General features: G+C 71.8%; 18 protein-coding genes. 12 read left to right on the plus strand and 6 right to left on the minus strand.

The genetic code is table 11. From position 1 onward, the window contains the following. Window positions 1-67: 67 nt before the first annotated feature. Genes egtD through LXN57_RS13960 form a run of 4 tightly spaced genes read right to left on the minus strand, consistent with a single transcriptional unit; the run spans window position 68 to window position 4,306 of the window. Window positions 68-1,027: an L-histidine N(alpha)-methyltransferase gene (gene egtD, locus LXN57_RS13945; RefSeq protein WP_251798506.1), complete on the minus strand. Its 960-nt coding sequence runs from the start codon at window positions 1,025-1,027 to the stop codon at window positions 68-70. Continuing rightward, window positions 1,024-1,815 carry an ergothioneine biosynthesis protein EgtC gene (gene egtC / locus LXN57_RS13950; RefSeq protein ID WP_251798507.1) on the minus strand — a complete coding sequence of 264 codons (792 nt, stop codon included), beginning with the start codon at window positions 1,813-1,815 and terminating at the stop codon, window positions 1,024-1,026. The genes egtD and egtC overlap by 4 nt, the downstream gene beginning before the upstream one ends. Further along, window positions 1,815-3,116 carry an ergothioneine biosynthesis protein EgtB gene (egtB, locus tag LXN57_RS13955; RefSeq protein ID WP_251798508.1) on the minus strand — a complete coding sequence of 434 codons (1,302 nt, stop codon included), beginning with the start codon at window positions 3,114-3,116 and terminating at the stop codon, window positions 1,815-1,817. Before egtB ends, egtC begins: the two co-directional genes overlap by 1 nt. Next, entirely contained in the window at window positions 3,113-4,306 is a 1,194-nt protein-coding gene (locus LXN57_RS13960; protein ID WP_251798509.1) for a glutamate-cysteine ligase family protein, read from the minus strand. The genes egtB and LXN57_RS13960 overlap by 4 nt, the downstream gene beginning before the upstream one ends. Window positions 4,307-4,601: 295 nt before the next feature. Here LXN57_RS13960 and LXN57_RS13965 point away from each other — a divergent pair, with 295 nt between their 5' ends. The 6 genes from LXN57_RS13965 (at window position 4,602) to LXN57_RS13990 (ending at window position 11,045) form a co-directional block, all read left to right on the plus strand. After that, a complete protein-coding gene (locus LXN57_RS13965) occupies window positions 4,602-5,855 on the plus strand; it encodes a pyridoxal phosphate-dependent aminotransferase (protein WP_251798510.1) in 1,254 nt (417 codons plus the stop codon). 202 nt (window positions 5,856-6,057) lie between these two features. Then, the gene (locus LXN57_RS13970) at window positions 6,058-7,626 is read left to right on the plus strand and encodes an alkaline phosphatase D family protein (RefSeq protein WP_251798511.1); all 1,569 of its coding nucleotides are present in this window, start codon (window positions 6,058-6,060) and stop codon (window positions 7,624-7,626) included. 36 nt (window positions 7,627-7,662) lie between these two features. After that, the gene (locus LXN57_RS13975) at window positions 7,663-8,592 is read left to right on the plus strand and encodes a diacylglycerol/lipid kinase family protein (RefSeq protein ID WP_251798512.1); all 930 of its coding nucleotides are present in this window, start codon (window positions 7,663-7,665) and stop codon (window positions 8,590-8,592) included. A gap of 85 nt (window positions 8,593-8,677) precedes the next feature. Further along, on the plus strand, window positions 8,678-9,175 hold the full coding sequence (locus LXN57_RS13980) for a SigE family RNA polymerase sigma factor (protein ID WP_221374735.1): 498 nt from the start codon (window positions 8,678-8,680) through the stop codon (window positions 9,173-9,175). Beyond that, complete coding sequence (locus LXN57_RS13985; protein WP_251798514.1) at window positions 9,172-9,987, plus strand: hypothetical protein; 816 nt, start codon at window positions 9,172-9,174, stop codon at window positions 9,985-9,987. Before LXN57_RS13980 ends, LXN57_RS13985 begins: the two co-directional genes overlap by 4 nt. Continuing rightward, complete coding sequence (locus tag LXN57_RS13990; protein ID WP_251798515.1) at window positions 9,984-11,045, plus strand: amidoligase family protein; 1,062 nt, start codon at window positions 9,984-9,986, stop codon at window positions 11,043-11,045. Before LXN57_RS13985 ends, LXN57_RS13990 begins: the two co-directional genes overlap by 4 nt. On the opposite strand, the gene LXN57_RS13995 is transcribed toward LXN57_RS13990, so the two are convergent. Further along, window positions 11,042-13,354, minus strand: coding sequence for a putative bifunctional diguanylate cyclase/phosphodiesterase (locus LXN57_RS13995; protein ID WP_251798516.1), 2,313 nt, complete (start codon window positions 13,352-13,354; stop codon window positions 11,042-11,044). The genes LXN57_RS13990 and LXN57_RS13995 overlap by 4 nt on opposite strands. Window positions 13,355-13,441: 87 nt before the next feature. Between LXN57_RS13995 and LXN57_RS14000 the strand changes: the two genes are divergently transcribed. The 3 genes from LXN57_RS14000 to LXN57_RS14010 all read left to right on the plus strand — a co-directional run bounded on the left by LXN57_RS14000 (window position 13,442) and on the right by LXN57_RS14010 (window position 16,015). After that, window positions 13,442-14,053, plus strand: coding sequence for a class I SAM-dependent methyltransferase (locus tag LXN57_RS14000; RefSeq protein ID WP_251798517.1), 612 nt, complete (start codon window positions 13,442-13,444; stop codon window positions 14,051-14,053). Between the two features lie 24 nt (window positions 14,054-14,077). After that, window positions 14,078-15,073, plus strand: coding sequence for an LLM class flavin-dependent oxidoreductase (locus tag LXN57_RS14005; protein WP_251798518.1), 996 nt, complete (start codon window positions 14,078-14,080; stop codon window positions 15,071-15,073). 273 nt (window positions 15,074-15,346) lie between these two features. After that, a complete protein-coding gene (locus LXN57_RS14010; protein WP_251798520.1) occupies window positions 15,347-16,015 on the plus strand; it encodes a YceI family protein in 669 nt (222 codons plus the stop codon). On the opposite strand, the gene LXN57_RS14015 is transcribed toward LXN57_RS14010, so the two are convergent. Beyond that, complete coding sequence (locus tag LXN57_RS14015) at window positions 16,012-16,962, minus strand: GlxA family transcriptional regulator (protein ID WP_251798521.1); 951 nt, start codon at window positions 16,960-16,962, stop codon at window positions 16,012-16,014. The two genes, LXN57_RS14010 and LXN57_RS14015, sit on opposite strands and share 4 nt — an antisense overlap. Window positions 16,963-17,048: 86 nt before the next feature. On the opposite strand from LXN57_RS14015, the gene LXN57_RS14020 reads away from it, so the two are divergent. From LXN57_RS14020 to LXN57_RS14030, 3 genes are all read left to right on the plus strand, one after another. Then, window positions 17,049-17,471, plus strand: a complete 423-nt coding sequence (locus tag LXN57_RS14020; RefSeq protein WP_251798522.1) for a hypothetical protein — start codon at window positions 17,049-17,051, stop codon at window positions 17,469-17,471. 2 nt (window positions 17,472-17,473) lie between these two features. Next, the gene (locus tag LXN57_RS14025) at window positions 17,474-17,710 is read left to right on the plus strand and encodes a DUF3817 domain-containing protein (protein ID WP_251798548.1); all 237 of its coding nucleotides are present in this window, start codon (window positions 17,474-17,476) and stop codon (window positions 17,708-17,710) included. A 102-nt stretch (window positions 17,711-17,812) separates the two neighbouring features. Beyond that, entirely contained in the window at window positions 17,813-19,327 is a 1,515-nt protein-coding gene (locus LXN57_RS14030; protein WP_251798523.1) for a GGDEF domain-containing protein, read from the plus strand. The last annotated feature ends 3 nt before the right edge of the window (window positions 19,328-19,330 follow it).

Below are 19,330 nucleotides of genomic sequence, written 5' to 3' on the forward strand. Positions count from 1 at the left end.
GTGCCGATCGCGCCGTTCGGAGCTGGGCCGGGCCGGAGCCGGGCTGGTTGCGGCTGGGCTGGTTGGGTCAGGGCGTGGCGTGGGCCAGGGAGAGGGCGAAGCGGGCCTCGGGGTCGGTCCACCACTGGTCGAGGGCGAAGCCGGCCTCGGTCAGCTCCTTGTCGACGCCCTCGCGGCGGAACTTGGCCGAGATCTCGGTGCGGATCTCTTCGCCGGCGGCCAGTTCGACCACCAGGTCGACCGCGGGGATCGTGACGCGCATGGGCCAGCGGGCACGCAGGCGCATCTCGATCCACTCGTGGTCGGCGTTCCAGAGGGCGACGTGGGCGAAGCCGTCGATGTCGAAATCGGCCTGCAGGTGGTGGTTGAGGACGCGGAGCACGTTCTTGTTGAACTCGGCCGTGACGCCGGCCGCGTCATCGTAGGCCGGCACCAGCGCTCGCGGGCTCTTCACCAGGTCGGTGCCGAGCAGCAGATGCTCGCCGGGGCGGAGCACCCGGCGCACGTCGGCCAGGAGGCGCGCACGGTCGGCCGGTTCGAAGTTGCCGATCGTGCCGCCCAGGAAGGCGATCAGGCGGTCGGAGGCGTCGGGCAGAGAGTTGAGGTGCCGCGTGATGTCGCCGACGATGCCCCGCACGGGCAGTGCGGGGAAGTCCGTGGCTATCTGGTCGGCGGCCGCCTCGAGCGCGGTGGGGGAGACGTCCATCGGCACGAACAGAGCGGGGTGCAGCGCCTCGAGCAGCAGGCGCGTCTTGGTGGAATAGCCCGAGCCGAGCTCGATCAGCGTGCGGGCGCCGGTGAGCCGGGCGATCTGCGCGGCCCGCTCGGTGAGGATCGCCCGCTCGGCCCGGGTCGGGTAGTACTCGGGCAGTTCGGTGATCTGCTCGAACAGTTCGCTGCCGCGCGCGTCGTAGAACCATTTCGGCGGCAGCCACTTGGGAGTCGCGGTGAGGCCGGCGACCACGTCGGCGCGCAGCGCACGCTCCTGGTCGCCGGCGTCGAGATGGACTTCGAGAGGGACGGTCATGCTGCTCCGGGTGTGGTGGGCCCGGCGTGAACCGCCCGGGCAGGCTGGCTATCGCTGAGGGGGATCTGTTTGAGACTTCCGGGTTCGGCGACCAGGATTGTGCCGTCGGGGACGGGGCGCCAGGACGGGTCGGCGTCGAGCGGCTCGGAGCTGACCAGCACCGAATGCTCGTCGGCGAGGACGGACAGGGCGTGACCCACCGTGCTGGCCACGACCGTCGTGCCGTCGGTGAGCAGCAGGTTGAGCCGGGAGCCGGGGGCCGACGCGGCGACCGAAGCCACGGTGCCGGCCACCGCCTCGAACAAGCCCGAGCCGCGCCGCAGCTGGTCGCGGACCAGCGCCCATAACAGCGCCGAGTCGGTGGGTGCGTCGAGCGTCAGCAGGTCGTTCAGCGGTAGAGCGGCGGCCGCCTTCTCGACCGAGGCAGGCCAACCCGCCACGACGCCGTTGTGGCTGAAGAACCAGGGGCCCTCGTTGAACGGCGCGGCCGCGAACGGGGTCACCGGCATGCCCACGGTGGCGCTGCGGACGGCGGCCAGCGCCCCGCCCGAGCGGACGGAGCGGGCCAGCGCCGGCAGATCAGGGTCGCTCCACAGCGGGCCGGCCCGGCGGTAACGCACCGGGCCGTCGGCCGTGTGCCAGCCGACGCCGAAGCCGTCCGCGTTGATCGTGCCGCCGCCGCGCATGTCGCGGGGCGCCCACGACTGGTGCGACAGCGAGTGCGGCGGCTCGAAGAGTAGGCGGGACAACGGTATCGGCGGGCCCACGTAGGCCAGGTGACGGCACATCAGGCGTCCCGCGCGCAGCGGAAGCCGGTGAAGATCTGCCGCCGGATCGGATAGTCCCAGTTGCGGAACGTGCCCCGCACGGCTGACCGGTCGGTGCCGAACGAGCCGCCACGCAGCACCTTGTAGTCGGGGCCGAAGAACACCTCGGAGTATTCGCGGTAGGGGAACGCGGCGAAGCCGGGATAGCCGTGAAAGTCGCTCGACGTCCATTCCCACACGTCGCCGATCAGCTGATGCACCCCGAGCGGCGACGCCCCGGCCGGGAACGCACCCGCAGCGGCGGGCCGCAGATGCTGCTGGCCGAGGTTGGCGTGGTGCGGCGACGGAGACTCGTCACCCCAGGGATAGCGGCGGGAGCGCCCGGTCGCCGGATCCCAGCGGGCGGCCTTTTCCCACTCGGCCTCGGTCGGCAGCCTCTTGCCGGCCCAGGCCGCGTACGCCGACGCCTCGTGGAAGCCGACGTGGACCACCGGCTCGTCGGGCACGATCGGTTCGGTGCGGCCGAACGTGGTGGCCGCCCAGCCCCGCCCGTCGCGCTGCCAGTGGGCGGGCGCCACCAGCCCGGCCTCCTGCCGGTGATTCCAGCCCGGTGTGCTCCACCAGCGCGGGTCGTCGTAGCCCCCGGCGTCGATGAACGCGGCATAGGCGGCGTTGGTCACCGCGGCGCGGTCGATGTGGAAGCCCGGCACGAGGACCTGATGCGCGGGACGCTCGTTGTCGAGTGCCCATGCCTCGGTGGACGTCCCCATCGTGAACGGCCCGCCGGGCACGAACGCCTCGCCCGTGACCACGGACGACGGCGAAGGGGGTGCGGCGGCGGAAAGGACCGGCGGGCCGGCGCGCAACTGGTGGGTGGCGAGCATGGTCTCGTCGTGCTGCTGCTCGTGTTGCACGATCATGCCGAACGCGAAGCCGTCGGCGACCAGGCGGCGGCCCTGGTCGAGGCGTGCGTGGTCGAGCACGTCGAGCGCCTTGTCGCGCACCTGGGCCACGTAGCGGCGGGCCTCGGCCGCGTTCAGCAGCGGCAGGGCACGGCGGTCGCGGCGGGCGTGCTTGAACGCGTCGTACAGCTCGTCGATGTCGCGGCGCACCGGCTCGCGCCCGCCGACGTCGCGCACGAGCCAGAGCTCTTCCTGGTTGCCGACGTGGGCGAGGTCCCATACCAGGGGCGACATCAGCGGCGAGTGCTGGGCGACGAGGTCGCCCTCGTCGACCGCCTCGGTGAGCCGGACTGTGCGGTCGCGGGCGCGGAGCAGTTCGGCGGCGACGCGGTCGCGCAGCCGCTCGGTCTCTGTCGTCATCGCAGCTTCCGTTCGATCGTCTCGGTGACGCCGCGGTCGAACGAGCCGCGACGTTGCGCGAGCTCGAGGACGGCGTGGGCGGTGCGGCGCAGCGCGGGATCGCCGAGCCCGGACCGCCAGGCCGAAACCCAGCGGTCGGCCGTGGGCAGGGCCAGGTCGAGCGCGGCGCTGGTGGTGGCCGGATCGGCCAGCAGGGTGGCGAGCACGGCGACCGGGGCGAACCAGTCGTCGCCGGCCTGGGCGTCGAGGTAGCGCACCTCGAGGTAGCCGCGCGGGCGCACGGGTGGGAACAGCGTGCTCAGGTGGTAGTCGACGTCGGCCGCGGTGAGCGGCAGCGGGAGCGCGCCCCGGATCCAGTCGCGCAGGGTGGCGCCGGGCGGGGCGTCCCAGCGGTCGCCGTCCCGCCGGACACAGGTGAGCGGGGCCGCGAGCGCGTAACGCACCCAGTCTTCCGCCGGGTCGGCCGAGACGCCCACGGGGTGGGTGAGCCGGGGATCCATGGCCCACCAGGCGGCCATGCGCGCCGAGGAGAGCCCGGTGTCGCGACCGGCGTGGAAACGGGAGTTGCCGAACGCGGCCAGCAGCGGCGGGCCGAGGGCGGACACGGCCGCCCAGCGCAGCGGCAGATCGGTGCCGGCGTCGAGGCAGACCTGGAGACCGGCCGTGCTGCACATCATCACGCGGCCGTCGCCGCCACGCTCGTCGAACGCCTGCTCCATGGCGTCGTAGCGCGGGGTGCGCACGAGGCGGCGGGGAGCGCGGTGGGGGTCGATGCCGTGCGAGCCGAGGACCAGGCCGGACGCCTCGAGAAGGACGGTGAGATGAGCCAGGTCGGCGGAGACCGCCGCGTGCAGCGCGCTCAGGGTGGGGAAGGGGGCGGACGAGATCTCGACCTGGCCGCCGGGCTCGATGCTGATCGTGCCGCCGGCGGGCAGGGGATGCGGCGGGTGGGACGAGCCGAGGGTGGCTGGGGTGTGCCGGCCGAGCGCCTGCCGCAGCGTCTCGACGGCCAGCGGCGCCTCGGGCGCCGCGATGCTGTGCACCGTCCATTCCAGTTCGGCGCCGATCAGCGCCGGGGGGCCGGTCTTGAAGCAGATGGCACGGATGCGCGCCTCCACCTCGCTCTGGGCGCGGAGGACGGTCGCCGGGTCGGCGTCACCTTCCGCCAGCAACCGCATGCTGTTGGTCATGGGCCCGAATTTACGGCCGGGGTCCGACATTTTTCCGGCGGCCCGGCGGCCGGTCCAACGTGTACCGCCGACACGCTGGGAGTTCCCCTGACAGTGATCTGAGTCACTGAAAATGGGAAGCGTTTCACTTGATCAAGGGCCTGGGTTAAGCGCCACTTAAGGTCATGCAACCGGCAGTCACCTGCGGAAACGTTGATTCCTTGGAGAATCCTGAACCCTTCATCGACCACCTTCGTACCTTCTGTCGCGCGTCCCGGCGGAGTGGCGCGCACACCGGTGGAGTTAAGGAGTCTCGATGGCGGGGACCGGAATCGACACCTCGATCCTGCACAAGGGCGCGCACAGCGCGTCCTACTTCGACCTTTCCCGCAGCGCGGGCGAGGGCGTCGAGATCGTGGACTTTTGTATCCCCTGCAACCCGTACTTCCCGACGCCGGAGATGTTCGACGAGCTCAGCCGCGACCTGAAGAACATCCTGAAGTACTACCCGAGCGACTCGTCCAGCATCACCAAGAAGCTGTGCAGCGTGCTCGGCCTGCACCCGCAGACCGTCGCCATGGCCAACGGCTCGACCGAGCTGATCACCTGGATCGACCACCTGCTCATCAAGGAGAGCGTGGCCATCCCGATCCCGACGTTCGGCCGCTGGACCGACCAGCCGCTCGAGACGGGCAAGCGGGTCGACATGTTCCCGCTCCAGGAACGGGACGGCTTCCGGCTCAACCTCGACGACTACGTGCGGTTCATCCGCGACCGTGGCTCGCGCGTCGCCGTGGTGTGCAACGTGAACAACCCCGACGGCTGCTACCTGCCCCGCCGCGACGTCATCCGCTTCATGGACATGCTCGGCGACCTCGACCTGGTCATCATCGACGAGTCGTTCATCGACTTCTCCGACCTGGAGCAGTACCCGTCGGTCGGCCCGGACGCGGTCATCCGGTCCAACGCGATCGTGCTCAAGAGCCTCGGCAAGAATTTCGGCCTGCACGGCATCCGCTTCGGCTACCTGATGGCGAACCCGGCCATCGCCGGCAAGATCGGCAAGGCGCTGCCCAAGTGGAACCTCAACTCGCTGGCCGAGAAGGTCGTCTTCATGATCCAGGAGCACGAGGACGACTACGAGGACAGTCTGCGCCTGCTCAGCCGCGACCGCCGGGCCATGGCGGGCGAGCTGGCCCGTATCCCGGGGCTGACCGTCTTCCCCTCGCAGGGCAACTTCATCCTGGTCAAGCTGCCCACCGAGTGGTCCGGCACGGCGCTGCGCGACTACCTGGTGGCCAACCACGGCGTCTACACCCGCGAGTGCGGCAACAAGCTGGGCATGACCAGCCAGTTCATGCGCCTCGTGGTGCGTCCCGCGCGCGACGTCGACCGTCTCATCGACGGCATGATGGACTACGGCCGTCAGTTCCGGGTGCGCTCGTACGAGGAGCCGGCCGAGCCCCGCCGCGGCTGGGAGACCCCGCGCGAGGAAGCCCCCGACAACCTCATCCAGTACCCGTCGCGCCGTTCGGGCGAGTACACGGCCCGTCGTGCCGCCAATGCGTAGCTGCCTGGTACGCCGGCCGCACCGGTGGGCCAGATCCCGCCGGCCGAAGAGCCCTCGGCGACGCCGTAAATAGTCCGCGCGTCGGCCGCCGTGATCGATCGACAGTCATCTTCGCGTCACCCGGGTGTCGCCACGCCGTCGCCCCCTTGCCATGAGCCGCCGCAAGGGTGACGGTCGATGAACGTCCGCTGAGGAGGCGCCGATGCCCACCCGCCGTCAGCTACTGTCCGGCGCCGCCGTGGCGGCCGGGGTCGCGGCCCTGCCGCCCGCCGAGCAAGCTTACGGAGAGGCCGCCGAGGCCCACGGGGGCGGCAGCCTCTTCCCGCTCGGCGTGGCCAGCGGCGACCCGCTACCCCATTCGGTCATTCTCTGGACGCGGTTGATCCGGGACGGCCTGCGCCGCCCGGTCGAGGTGGAGTGGCAGGTCGCCCGGGACGAGCGGTTCCGCCGGATCGTCCGGGACGGCCGAACGGTCGCCCGGCCCGAGCTCGCCCACTCGGTGCACGTCGACGCCCGCGGCCTCGACGACGGCCACGAGTACTTCTACCGGTTCCGCGCGCTCGGCCGGATCAGCCCGACCGGCCGGACGAAGACCGCCGGTCCCGCCGGGACGCTGCGCTTCGGCGTCGTGAACTGCCAGGACTTCCAGAACGGCTACTGGCCGGCCTACTGGGGGCTGGCCGCCGAGGATCTCGACGTGGTCGTGCATCTGGGCGACTACATCTACGAGTACGACCCGGACAGCCGCTTCGCCGACCGCCGTCACACCACGCCGGCCACTCCCGGGATCGACCAGCTGGTGACGCTCGACGACTACCGGGCCCGCCACGCGCAGTACAAGACCGACCCGGCGCTGCAGGCCGCCCACGCCGCGTTCCCGTGGATCGTCACCTGGGACGACCACGAGACCGAGAACAATTACGCCGGCCTGATCGACGAGATCGACGACACCGGCGCCAAACGGCAGACGCTCGCCCAGTTCACCCGCCAGCGCGCCGCCGCCTACCAGGCTTACTACGAGCACATGCCGATCCGGGCCGACCCGCGCCCGGGCCGGGCCGACCTGCGCATCTTCCGCCGGTTCGACTTCGGCCGGCTGCTGCGCCTCAACGTGCTCGACACCCGCCAGTACCGCAGCGATCAGCCCGGCGGCTTCCCCGGCGACTTCGGCCTGGCCGCGGCCGGCGAGACGAACACCGGCACGCTCACCGGCGAGCACCAGGAAAGCTGGCTGAAGGCCGGGCTCGACCACTCGCCGGCCCGCTGGAACGTCGTCGCCCAGCAGGTGATGATGAGCCGGATCAAGTTCCCGAACCCGACCGGCGCCCCGGTGCCGCCGATCGTCGCCAACCTCGACCAGTGGGACGGCTACGCGCCGCAGCGCACCCGCTTCCTCAACTACCTGGCCGACAAGCGGGTCGAGAACCCGGTGATCCTGGCCGGCGACATCCACTCGACCTGGTTCTCCGAGCTGCGCACCGACTTCGACCGGCCCGAGCTGAAGCCGGTCGCCGTCGAGTTCACCGCGACCTCGGTCAGCTCCGACTTCCCGATCGCCTTCGACGCGCCGCTCAAGCAGGTCAACCCGACGCTCAACCCGCACGTGCGCTACTTCGACGGCTCCCGGCGCGGCTACCTGCGCTGCCTGGTCACCGGGGGCGCCTGGCACACCGACGTGCGCACCGTCGACACCATCGACGTCCGCGAGACACCGGTCACCACGAGCTCGTCGTGGACCGTCGAGGCGGGGACCAGCGTTCTGACCCGATAAAGGGAACCAGCGTCCTGACCCGATAAAGTCGACGCGATGCGCACGAAGGAGCAGTTGACCGAGGACATCCGCGACAACAAGCGTGCGGTGCTGGTGGTCAACACTCACTCGCGCCGCGGGCGGCTGCTCTACGAGGCCGCCCGCGACCGCCTGATCGAGGCCGGGTTCACGCTGCTGGGCGCGTGCGCGGTCGACCGGCCCCGGCAGTTGCCCCACATCCTCGCCGAGGGCCTGGCCAAGCAGCCCGACCTGCTGATCGCGGGCGGCGGCGACGGCACGATCAGCACCGCGGCCCGGCTGCTGGCCCACCAGGACGCCGCGCTCGGGCTGCTTCCCCTGGGCACCACGAACAACTTCGCGCGCACCGCCCACACCCCGCTCGACCTCGGCGAGGCGGTCGAGGTGCTGGTGAAGGGCAAGGTGATCGACCTCGACCTCGGGCTGGCGGGCGACGAGCCGTTCACCAACCACGTCGGGGTGGGGCTGTCGGCCGAGGTGATGCTCAAGGCGCCGCGGCCGCTCAAGCGCCTGCTCGGCCGCTACGCCTACCCGCTCACCGCGCTGGGGCTGCTCGCCAGGCACGAGCCACTGCGCATCACCGTACGGACGGCCGGCCGCAGCCACGACTTCCGGAGCCACCAGGTGTACGTCGCCAACGGCGGCCACCACGCCGGGCGCCCCATCGCGGGCGACGCCGACGCCGACGACCGGCTCCTGGTGGCGTACACGGTCGGCGGCCCCTCGCGGCGTGAGCTGCTCGTCGAGACTGCCCGCAACGCGGCCCGGGGCCCCTCGCGCACGCTGCGGGAAGAACCGTTCCTGGCGGTCGACGAGCTGTGGCTCGAGACCGACCGCCCGGCCCGCGTCGAGGTCGACGGCGAGCCCGCCGGCAGCACGCCGATGCGGATCGGCCTGGCCGCCAACGCGCTGCGGGTGATGGCGCCCGTCGATGCGCCGGACCGCTGACCGGCCGGGAAAATTAATTCCGGCACGACTGCACAGACTCGGCACGGGGGGCGTCGTAGTGATTGTGACCTTCGAGCAGTTTGCGATGGCCCGGCTTCCGAGTCTCCTGCGCTACGCGGTCGTCCTCACCGGCGACCGCGAGCTGGCCCAGGACGTCGTTCAGGAGGTCCTGGCCCGGGCGCAAGTCCGATGGCGGCGGATCAGCGAGGCGGAATCGCCCGAGGCGTACGTGCGGCGCATGGTGCTCAACGAGTACCTGTCGTGGCGGCGCAGCTGGGCGGTCCGCCACGTGCACTCGGTCGGTGAACGGCTGGTCGAGCTGGATGACGCCCGCGGCGGCGTGCGCGATCACGCCGAGGGTGTCGTCATGGCCGACATCCTCTGGCGGCGCCTGGCCACTCTCGGGCGCAAACAGCGGGCCGTCCTGGTGCTGCGCTACTACGAGCAGCTGGACGACGACCAGATCGCCGACCTGCTGGGGTGTTCCCAGGCAACGGTGCGCAGCCACGCCTCGAGGGCTCTGAAAACGCTCCGGCTCTCACCGGAGCTCATGGAACGCATTCCCGCCGAGGAGAAGTCGTGACCGACCGCGATCAATTGCGCGAGGCCTTCGAGAGCCACGAGCACAACACCCCTGACCCCTCCGCGGTCTACGCCCGCGTCCAAGAGCTTTCCCAGAAGTACAAGCGGCGCCGGCGGGGCGCACAGATCGCCGCCGGTGGCGTGCTCGGCGCCGGCCTGATCGCCGGGGCCATCAACCTGCCCGCGTTCCTGCCGGCCAACAACGCGGCGGGCAACACCGCCGCCGGTGTGCCGGCCGCGGCGCCCGCCAGCCCGAGCGCCGACCCCGAGAAGCAGCGCGACGCGCAGTTCGAGGCCTACTACGACGCCGGCTTCGGCTACGACGACGCCGGCCGCCTGGCCAAGATCTGGAAGATGAGCGACGACGACCGAATCGCGGTCAAGGCCGAGGCCGGCCGCCGCCTGCTGCTCGGCGAGACGCTGCCGATCAAGCCGCAGCCCGATGCCCCGGTCGGGGAAGAGACGACCAGGCCGATCGACGACGCGCGGTTCACCGCGTTCTTCAACGCCGGCTACACCTATACCGAGGCCGAGAAGCTGGCCAAGATCTGGAAGATCGCCGACCCGTCCGACGCCAAGCTCGAGGCGGGCAAGCGCCTGCTGGCCGGCCAGGAACTGCCGGTCAAGCCGACGGCCGAGGGCGTGAAGGAGGCGCTCACCGCCAAGCGGGTCAGCAAGTTCTTCGACACCGGCTACGACGTCGAGGACGCGGTCAAGCTGGCCAAGGTGTGGAACCTGAAGGACGCCTGGTCGGCCAAGGTCGAGGGCGGCAAGCGCCTGCTGGCCGGTCAGACCCTTCCGATCCAGCCGTGACGGCACGGTTGCGCCGGCGTATCGGCTTCGAGATCGAGCTGATGGCGCCCCGCGGCGCCAGCCGGCGCAGCCTCGCCGACGACCTGGCCGCCCGCTGCGGCGGCCGGGTCCGCCCGGTCTGGCACCGCGACAGTGAGCCGTCGCTGGTGCCCGGCCTGGGCAAGTTCCTCAACCTCACGCTGGGCTTCGCGGTCGACCGGCCGGACGGAAGCCCGCTGTGCGCCCTGGTCGACGACATCACCCTGCTCGACGGCCTCGATCCGCGCACGCCGGCCCGGCCGGGCTGGTTCCGGGTGCTCAGCGACGAGCCCCGGCTGCTGAGCCTGCTCGCCGAGCAGTGCGACCCGGCCGGACCGCTCGACACGGTGCTCGACACGGCCGCCTCCCTGTGGGGCGCCAAGCCGTCGCAGATCGGCGACGTCTTCCGGCTCGACGATCCCGACGGGGGCACGATCGCGCTGGCCGCCCCGGCCGGCTCCGAGCGCGAGCGGCCGTGCGAGATCGTGACGCCGCCGATCGCCGCCGGTCACGACGAGGCACTCGAGGAGCTGCTCGGCCCGGCCCGGGAGCTCGGCTTCACGGTTCCCCGCGAGGCCGCCGTCCACCTGCACTTCGACGGCGGCCCGTTCCGGGGGCCGACCGCCCTGGCCAACGTGGTGCGCCTGTTCGCCGGCTGGCGCGAGCCGTTGCGGGCGCTGCTGCAGACCAATCCGGCCTGCCGCCGCCTCGCCCCGCTGCCCGGGCCGCTGGTGGCCGCCACCACCGGCCGGCCCGGGTGGGACGAGCTGCGCGCCGCGGCCAAGGAGGGCGGGCTCACCAAGTTCTTCGACGTCAACCTGACGCAGCTGTTCGCCGAGCGCCCGGTGCGTGACACGGTCGAGGTCCGCATCCTGCCCGGGGCGATCACCACCGCCGAGGTCGTCGACCGCGCCGCCCTGGTCGAGCTGTTGCTCGAACGCTGCCTGTTCTCGTCGTCGCTGCCCGAGCCCGACCCCGACCCGGCCGAGGCTGTGGAGCAGCTGATGCATCTCGCGGCCGAGGCCCTGGCCCGGCGCTAGCTGATCGTCACCGTGCTCTCGGCGGACAGGCGGATGGACGCGGCGGCGGGCGGCCCCGGACGGCCGAAGAGCCAGCCCTGGCCGCGGTCGCAGCCCAGGGTGCGCAGCAGTTCGGCGTGGTGAGCCGTCTCGACGCCCTCGGCCACGGTGGTCAGCCCCAGGCTGCGGGCCAGGTCGACGACCGCGCGCACCAGCGCGGCCTGCTGGGCGTCGGCCGGGTCGACCGGCATGAACGACTTGTCGATCTTCAGAATGTCGATCGGGAGGTCGCGCAGGTAGGCCAGCGACGAGTACCCGGTGCCGAAGTCGTCGATCGCCACCCGGACGCCGTCGGCGCGCAGCTCGCTCAGGTGGGTCAGGACCAGTTCGGTGTGCGCCCCCGAACGCACCAGCACGCCCTCGGTGATCTCGATCGTCAGAGCGTTCGCCGGCAGGCCGCTGTCGGTCAGGGCCTGGCGCACCTGGTCGGCGAAGTACGGTTCGGCCAGCTGCCGGGGCGACACGTTCACCGCGATGGTCGTGCCGTGCCGGCGGTGCCAGGGAGCCGCCTCGGCGCAGGCCTGCCGCAACACCCACTCGCCCAGGGCGACGATCAGACCGCTGTCCTCGGCGGCCGGGATGAACTTGTCCGGTCCCACCGGCGGCTGCCCGGGCGGCGTCCAGCGCACGAGGGCCTCGAAGCCCACCGAGGCGCCCGATCGCAGCGCGACGATCGGCTGGTAGTGCACCGCGAACTCGCCCGCGTCGAGGGCCGCGCGGAGCCGCTCGACGATGCGGATCCGCTCGGCCTGCTCGTGCCGCAGACGAGGGTCGAAGAGCTCCTGGCGGTCCTTACCGGCCGCCTTGGCCGCGTAGAGCGCCAGGTCGGCGTCGCTGAGCAGCTCGTCGGGGCCGGCCGGAGGCGCCAGACGACGGATGCCGATGCTGGCCGTGACGTGCAGCGTGTGGCCGCTGACCTCGACCGGGCGGCGCAGCGTGGCCAGCACGGCGTCGGCCCGGGCCTTCACCTCGGCGATGCCCGCGGCCGGCAGCAGCATCACGAACTCGTCGCCGCCGGGACGGGCCAGGGTCTCACCGGGGCCGAGCAGCCGGCCCAGCCGTTCGGCCGCCTCGACCAGCAGCTGGTCGCCGATCGGGTGGCCGAGCCGGTCGTTGACGTCCTTGAAGCCGTCCAGGTCGAGCATCAGCAGCGCGCCCCGGCGCTGACCGGCCTGACAGACGAGGGTGAGGCGCTCGTCGAACAGGTGACGGTTGGGCAGTCCGGTGAGGCTGTCGTGCAGCGCCATACGCCGCATCGACTCCTGCAGCTCGGCCTGCTCGGACAGCGAGCGGCCCAGCGACGCCGCCTGGTGCTCGGCCAGCCGGATGGCCAGAGCCATCCGGACCACCAGCAGCACGGCGCCGATCGCGGTCAGGGTGAGCGGCACGCTCAGGTCGTGCGGTCCCAGGTCGTGCGGGTCGCGGTCGGTGAACAGGGAGTGCGCCATGGCCAGGGGGCTGACGATCACCAGGGCCACGTGCAGCGTCAGCGAGCGCCGGGCGCTCACCCGGGCGCCGGGGGCCGGTTCCAGGCGGGCCGCGCCGGGGTGCAGGGCAGCCGCCCCGATCAGCACGTACGCCCCGATGTAGGCGCCCACGCTCAGGTTCATCGCGCCGTCGAGGGACTCGCCCCGGGTGACCTGCAGGAAGTAGCGGACGTCGGAGGCGGCCATCAGCAGGGCCGCGGCGAGCACGATGAGGTGCGGGTGGGTCAGGCGGGCCTGGACGACGATCAGCCGCACCGCCAGCCCGGTGACCAGCGCGTCGAGGAAGGGGTAGGCGATGACGACCGGGTTGGGGTGCGTCGCCGGGTTGTCGAGGACGTACGGGTCGTACAGGAAGACCCAGGCCAGGACGGCGCCGGTGCACAGCACGACACCGGTCTCGGTGAGCCCGGCCCAGCGGGAGGCGCCGGACCGGCCGGCCAGCAGCGCGAGCCCGGCGATCAGGGCCGGATACGAGGCCATGAACAACGCGTCGAAGAGCGTGATGCCGGCCCCCGGAACCAGGATCACGCCCGGCGCGACGGCCCAGGTGATCGGCCCGGCCGCGCCGAACCCGGCCGCGACTGCGAGCAGCGACCAGGCCAGTCGCCGGTCCGGCCGGTGCACGCGGATGCCGAGCACGACGGCGGCGACCGCGCAGGCGCCCGTGAGGCCGTAGACGGTCAGCTCGCCCGTGGTTCCCAGCGGCGGCGCGACCACGAGGATCAGCGGCGCCGCGACGGCCAGGAGCCAGCACCACCACCATCGACGGGCACGCGAGAGCATCGCGCCCCCTCCTTTCGGCCCGACACCGTCATCTGTCCCATCGGCAGCGCGCGGCGTTCCTCAAGCGATCCGGTAAGTTGTCGTCGCGTGGCACGAGCTCTCGACGACGCGCAACCCCCGGCCGACTCCGTCTCGCTGGACTACTTCACCGGGCTCTACCTGGCGAAGGACGATCCGTGGGACCTGGCGACGAAATGGCACGACCGCCGCAAGTACGCGGTGACGGTGGCCAGCCTGCCCCGCGAGCGCTACCGCCGTTGTTACGAGCCGGGCGCCTCGATCGGGCTGCTCACCGCCCTGCTGGCGCCGCGCTGCGACGAGGTGCTGGCCGTCGACTCGGTGGACTCCGCCGTCGAGCAGGCCCGCGAGGTGGTTCGCGACTTGGCGAACGTACGGGTGGAGCGGGCCAACCTGCCGGCCGAGCTGCCCGACGCCACCTTCGACCTGATCGTCGTGGGCGACCTGCTCTACTACTTCAACGAGGCTGACCTGCACGCCACCCTGGACGGCCTGGTGCAGCGGCTGGAGCCGGGCGGCGACATCGTCGGTGTGCACTTCCGCGACCGGGCCACCGGCGGCAACTACGACGGCTTCCAGGTGCACGAGGCGCTGGCGGCCCGGCCCGGGCTGGAGCGGGTCGTCCACCACGAGGACGAGTGGTTCCTGCTCGACGTGTTCCGGCGCACAGTGCCGGTGTAAGGACCGCGGAGTACGTTCGGTCCCATGGTGACCGCGCTCTCGATTCTCGACCTCGCCCCGATCAGCAGCGGGCAGACCCCGCTCGAGAGCTTCGAGGCCAGCGTCGCGCTGGCCCGGGCCGCGGAACGTACGGGCTACGAGCGCGTCTGGTACGCCGAGCACCACAACATGCCCAGCATCGCGTCCTCGGCGACCAGCGTGGTGATCGGCTACGTGGCCGCCCACACCGAGCGCATCCGGCTCGGCTCGGGCGGTGTCATGCTGCCCAACCACTCGCCGCTGGTGATCGCCGAGCAGTTCGGCACGCTGGCCACGCTCTACCCCGGCCGCATCGACCTGGGCCTGGGCCGCGCCCCCGGCACCGACCAGAACACGATGCTCGCGCTGCGCCGCGACAACAGCTCGGCCGACTCGTTCCCGCAGGACGTTCTCGAGCTCAACGGCTACCTCACGGGTCACACCCGGGTGCCGGGCGTCCAGTCGGTGCCCCGTCCGCAGTCGCCGGTTCCGCTCTACATCCTCGGCTCGTCGCTGTTCGGCGCCCAGCTGGCGGCTCAGCTCGGCCTGCCGTACGCGTTCGCCTCGCATTTCGCTCCCGACGCGCTGCACCAGGCCGTCACCGTCTACCGCGAGACGTTCAGCCCGTCCGAGCAGCTGGCCGAGCCCTACGTGATCGCCGGGGTCAACGTCTTCGCGGCCGACGACACCGCGACCGCGGAAGAGCAGCGAACCCGGGCCTACCGGGCCCGCACCCGGGCGATGATCACGCGGGGCGCGCGCGGGGCCAACTTCACCGACGCCGAGATCGACGCCTTCCTGGCTTCCCCGGGCGGGGCGGGCCTGGCCAACATGACCCGGTACACCGCGGTCGGCACGCCCAGCGAGGTCCGCGAGTATCTGGAGAAGTTCGCCGAGGAGGCGAAGGCCGACGAACTCATCACCGCTCACCACGCGTCGGCCGTGACCGATCGGGTGCGCTCGGTCGAACTCACCGGCGAGATCATGCGGGCATCGAAATAGCTCGAAGTCATTCTGGGAAAGGGTGGCCATCGTCACCCTGCCGGGTTTGTTTCATTCACTGAAACACTGCGTCACCAATGCCTGGGAATTGTGATTCCGGTCGCCGTATAAATCGGTCTTAAGCGCACGTTCGTGACGGTGTTCCCGGCCACTGAGCTGCCGGTCCGCACCCTGAGTGGCCGGGTGGGCGGCGACCGCGGCCTTTCTCGGCCTAAGATCCTTTGAATTCGGAGAATGCATTGTGGGCACGTGGCCGAGGGGTGAAGCGACGTTATGGTCGACCGACCGATCCGGGAGTGGAACGGCCTGACCATTCCCGACACCGGTGTGTACAAATTGGACGATGCGCACAAGCGGCTCGGATTCCTCGCCCAGCACATGATGGTGAGCCCGGTCCGCGGCGAGTTCTCCCGCGGCAACGCGACGATCGTCGTGGCGGAGGACCCGATGCGCTCGTCGGTGACGGCCACCATCGACACCACCAGTCTCACCACGCACAACGCCGATCGCGACACGCACCTGTCGGGCCCCGACTTCCTCGACGTCGAGCGCTACCCGGTGATCACGTTCCGCAGCACCGGTGTGCAGTGGCAGCAGAACAACGACGAGATCTTCCTGTGGGCCCGGCTGCGCAACAACCCGCTGTCGCGCCGGCCCAACGCCGCGGCGGTGCCGGCGGCCCGGCCCAGCGGCAGGTTCGTGGTGAACGGCCTGCTCACGATCCGCGACGTGACCCGGCCGATCGACCTCAACGTCGAGTACGGCGGCGCGCGCCGCGACCCCTACGACCGTGACATCTTCGGGTTCAGCGCGACCGCCGACTTCGAGCGCGAGGACTTCGGCCTGGTGTGGAACGTGCTGCTCGAGAGCGGCGGCTTCCTGGTCGGCAAGAGCGTGCGCATCGAGATCGCCGGCGAGGCCATCCTCGAGACGGCCGGTTAGGACTGCTCCGGGCGGAAGCTGCGGCGGTAGCTGTGCGGGCTGGTGCCGACGACGCGCTTGAAGCGGTCGCGGAAGGCCGTGGGGGAGCCGAAGCCGACCTGTGAGCCGATCCGGTCGACGGGGTGGGCGGTCGTCTCCAGCAGGTGCTGGGCGCGGCGGATGCGGGCCCGGTGCAGCCACTGCAGCGGCGTGGTGCCGATCTGTTCGCGGAAGCGCCGGTTCAGCGTCCGGGTGCTCATGCCGGCCCGGCCGGCGATCGCCTCCAGCGTCAGGTCGTGCGCGGCGTTGTCGTCGAGCCAGCGCAGCAGCGGTTCCAGCTCGGACCCGCGCGGCGCCGGCGGCTGCTGGGGCACGATGAACTGGGCCTGGCCGCCCTCGCGCTCCAGCGGCATCACCGACAGCCGGGCGGCCTGCGCGGCCAGCGCCGAGCCGTGGTCGCGGCGCAGCAGGTGCAGGCACAGGTCGAGCCCGGCGGCGGCGCCGGCCGAGGTGAGGAACTGCCCCTCGTCGACGTACAGCACCCCGGGGTCGAGCTCGACCGCCGGGAACATCGCGCGGAACTGGGCGGCGCCGAGCCAGTGGGTGGTGGCCCGGCGGCCGTCGAGCAGGCCGGTGGCGGCCAGGACGAAGGCGCCGGCGCAGATCGAGGCGATGCGGGCGCCGCGGCTCGCGGCCGCCCGCAGGGCGGTCAGAACCTCTTCCGGTACGGGCTGAGTGGCGTCGTGGCAACCCGGGAGCACGATCGTGCCGGCCGGCTCGAGCGCCTCGAGGCCGTGCTCCGCCCGCACGGTGAAGGCCTGCGCGCTGACCTCCGGCTGCGGGGCGCACACGCGTACGTCGTAGGGCCGCGAGCCGTCGGCCAGGCGCACCCGGCCGAAGACCTCGAGCGGGGTGGCGAGGTCGAAGGCGACGACGTTGTCGAGCGCGAGAACGGCGAGCCGATGCATGCCCGGCAGTGTATGGCGAGAATCCGTTGACCTGTGTCATTCGAGCCACTTCCGGATCTCCGGGCTCGCCCATACGGTCGGTGACCGTGACAAAAGTGCTGCTCTCCCTGCATGTTCTCGCGGCGATCGTGGCCATCGGCCCGGTCACCGTGGCGGCCAGCATGTTCCCGGCCGCGGTGCGCCGGGCCGACCTCGACCAGATGCGTACCCTGCACCGGATCAGCCGCGTCTACGCGCTGGTCGGGCTGGCTGTTCCGGTGCTCGGGCTGGCCACCGGGGCGTCCCTGGGCGTCCTGACCGACGCCTGGCTGCTCGTCTCGATCCTGCTCACGGTGCTGGCCGCCGCGGTGCTCGGCTACGCGATCCTGCCGGCCCAGGCGGCCGCCCTGTGGTCGCAGGACCCCGTCGACGCGGGCCGCCTGGGCATGGTCTCCGGCGTCTTCAACCTGCTCTGGGCCACGGTGGTCGTCCTGATGATCGTGCGCCCCGGCTCGACGACGGGCGCGTGACGATGAGGCTGCTGCGGGCCGCCGCCGGTGTCGAGTTCTTCTCGTTGCTGGTGTTGCTGGGCAATCTGGCCACCGTTCACGTGCCGTGGGTCGCCGCGCTGCTCGGCCCCCTGCACGGCTGCGCCTACCTGCTGGTCATCGGGGCCACCGTGGCGGCGACGGGCCGGACGCGGCCCCGGCTGCTCGCCGTGGTGCCCGGCGTCGGAGGGCTGCTGGCTCTCCGGGCCATACCGGCGTGAGGTGCGTCGCCCGGCGGGACGGATTTCTCAACCGTGCGTCCGCGGTGTCGATACGGAGCTTCATGGGTCGCCGGGGCCCGTATCGAGCGGAGGGGGTCGCGCGTGGCCGACTCCGTGCCCGTCGTGGCCAGACTGCGCCGCGACCCCGTCCTGGCCGCGTTCGTGGCCTGGACAGGGCTCGCAGCGCTGCTGTTCTTCCTTCTCGACGGGCATGCCGCCGGTCAGGTCCGGGTGTTCTGGGCGTTCCAGTCGCCGATGGACCTGATGCTCGCGTTCTGCTCGTGGCGGGTGGCCCGGCTGGCCACCGGCGCGGTCCGCCGGTTCTGGCTGGTTCTGACCGCGGTCGGCCTCTTGTTCACCGTGGGCGACACCTCCCAGGCCATCCTCAGCTTCACGCCGGGAGAGTGGACGACGACCGGGGGCCCGGTGCAGACCGCCTGCTTCGGCATCGGGCTCACCGCGGTGGTGGTGGCGATGCTGGCCCACCCGCATCCGACCCGGTCCGGCCGGGAGCGGCTCGGCTTCTGGCTCGACTCGGCGACCGTGCTGACCGCAGGCGGCGTGGTCGCCTGGTGCCTGCTCGCGACGCCCGGTGAATACTCCCAGCCGCAGCTGCTGGCCGTGATCGCCGCGACCGGCGTGAGCATCACGGCCGCGTTCGCCGCCATCAAGATGATCCTGAGCGGCAACGCGCCCATGCACACGGCGGCCGCCATCCCGATGATCGGCTCGGCGGCCGCGATGGCCGTCGGCATGTCTCTCGCGCCGCAAGCGGGCAGCGTGGTGCCGCCGGTGGTGTACCTGGTGGGCTTCCTGCCCACCCTGCTGATCAACAGCGGCCCGCGCATCCAGTTCCTGCTGGCCGGCGCCGACCGGACCACGGCGTTCGGCCAGCGCCGGCGTAAGCCCTACAGCCTCCTGCCGTACGCCGCCATGGTGGTCGCCTTCGGCGCGCTGATCGTGGTGCTGCCGGCGGGCGTGACCACCCGCCTGTGGGGCGTGGTGGCCGGGCTCGTGCTGATCTGCGGGCTGGTGGCGGGCCGGCAGCTGGTGGCCTTCCACGACAACAGCGCGCTGATCGACCGCCTGCGCGAGCACGAGACCCGCCTGCGGCACCAGGCGAACTTCGACGGCCTGACCGGCCTGGCCAACCGCACCCACTTCCACGACCAGGTCGCGCACGCCCTGGCGGCGCCGTCGGCCCGGGTGTCGGTGCTGCTGGTCGACCTGGACGGCTTCAAGGCCGTGAACGACACGATGGGCCACGCGGCCGGCGACGCCCTGCTGACGGCGGTCGCGGACCGGCTGCGCACCGCGATCCGCGCCGGCGACCTGGCCGCCCGTCTGGGCGGCGACGAATTCGCCGTCCTGCTGCCGGACTGCGTAGCCCCCGAGGCGTCCCGGACGGCCGAACGCATCCTCGCCGCCCTGACCGTTCCCGAACAGATCGACGGCATCCCGGTGCGAGCGGCCGCCAGCATCGGCGTGGCCGCCGCGACCCCGGGCTCCGACGTGACGTCCCTGCTGCGCGACGCCGACGTGGCCATGTACACGGCCAAGCGCCGGGGCACGAACACGTGGCTACGTCACGACCCCACCATGACCCACGCGAGCTGACCG

This window comes from Paractinoplanes hotanensis (genome assembly GCF_023717965.1).
Taxonomy (GTDB): domain Bacteria; phylum Actinomycetota; class Actinomycetes; order Mycobacteriales; family Micromonosporaceae; genus Actinoplanes; species Actinoplanes polyasparticus.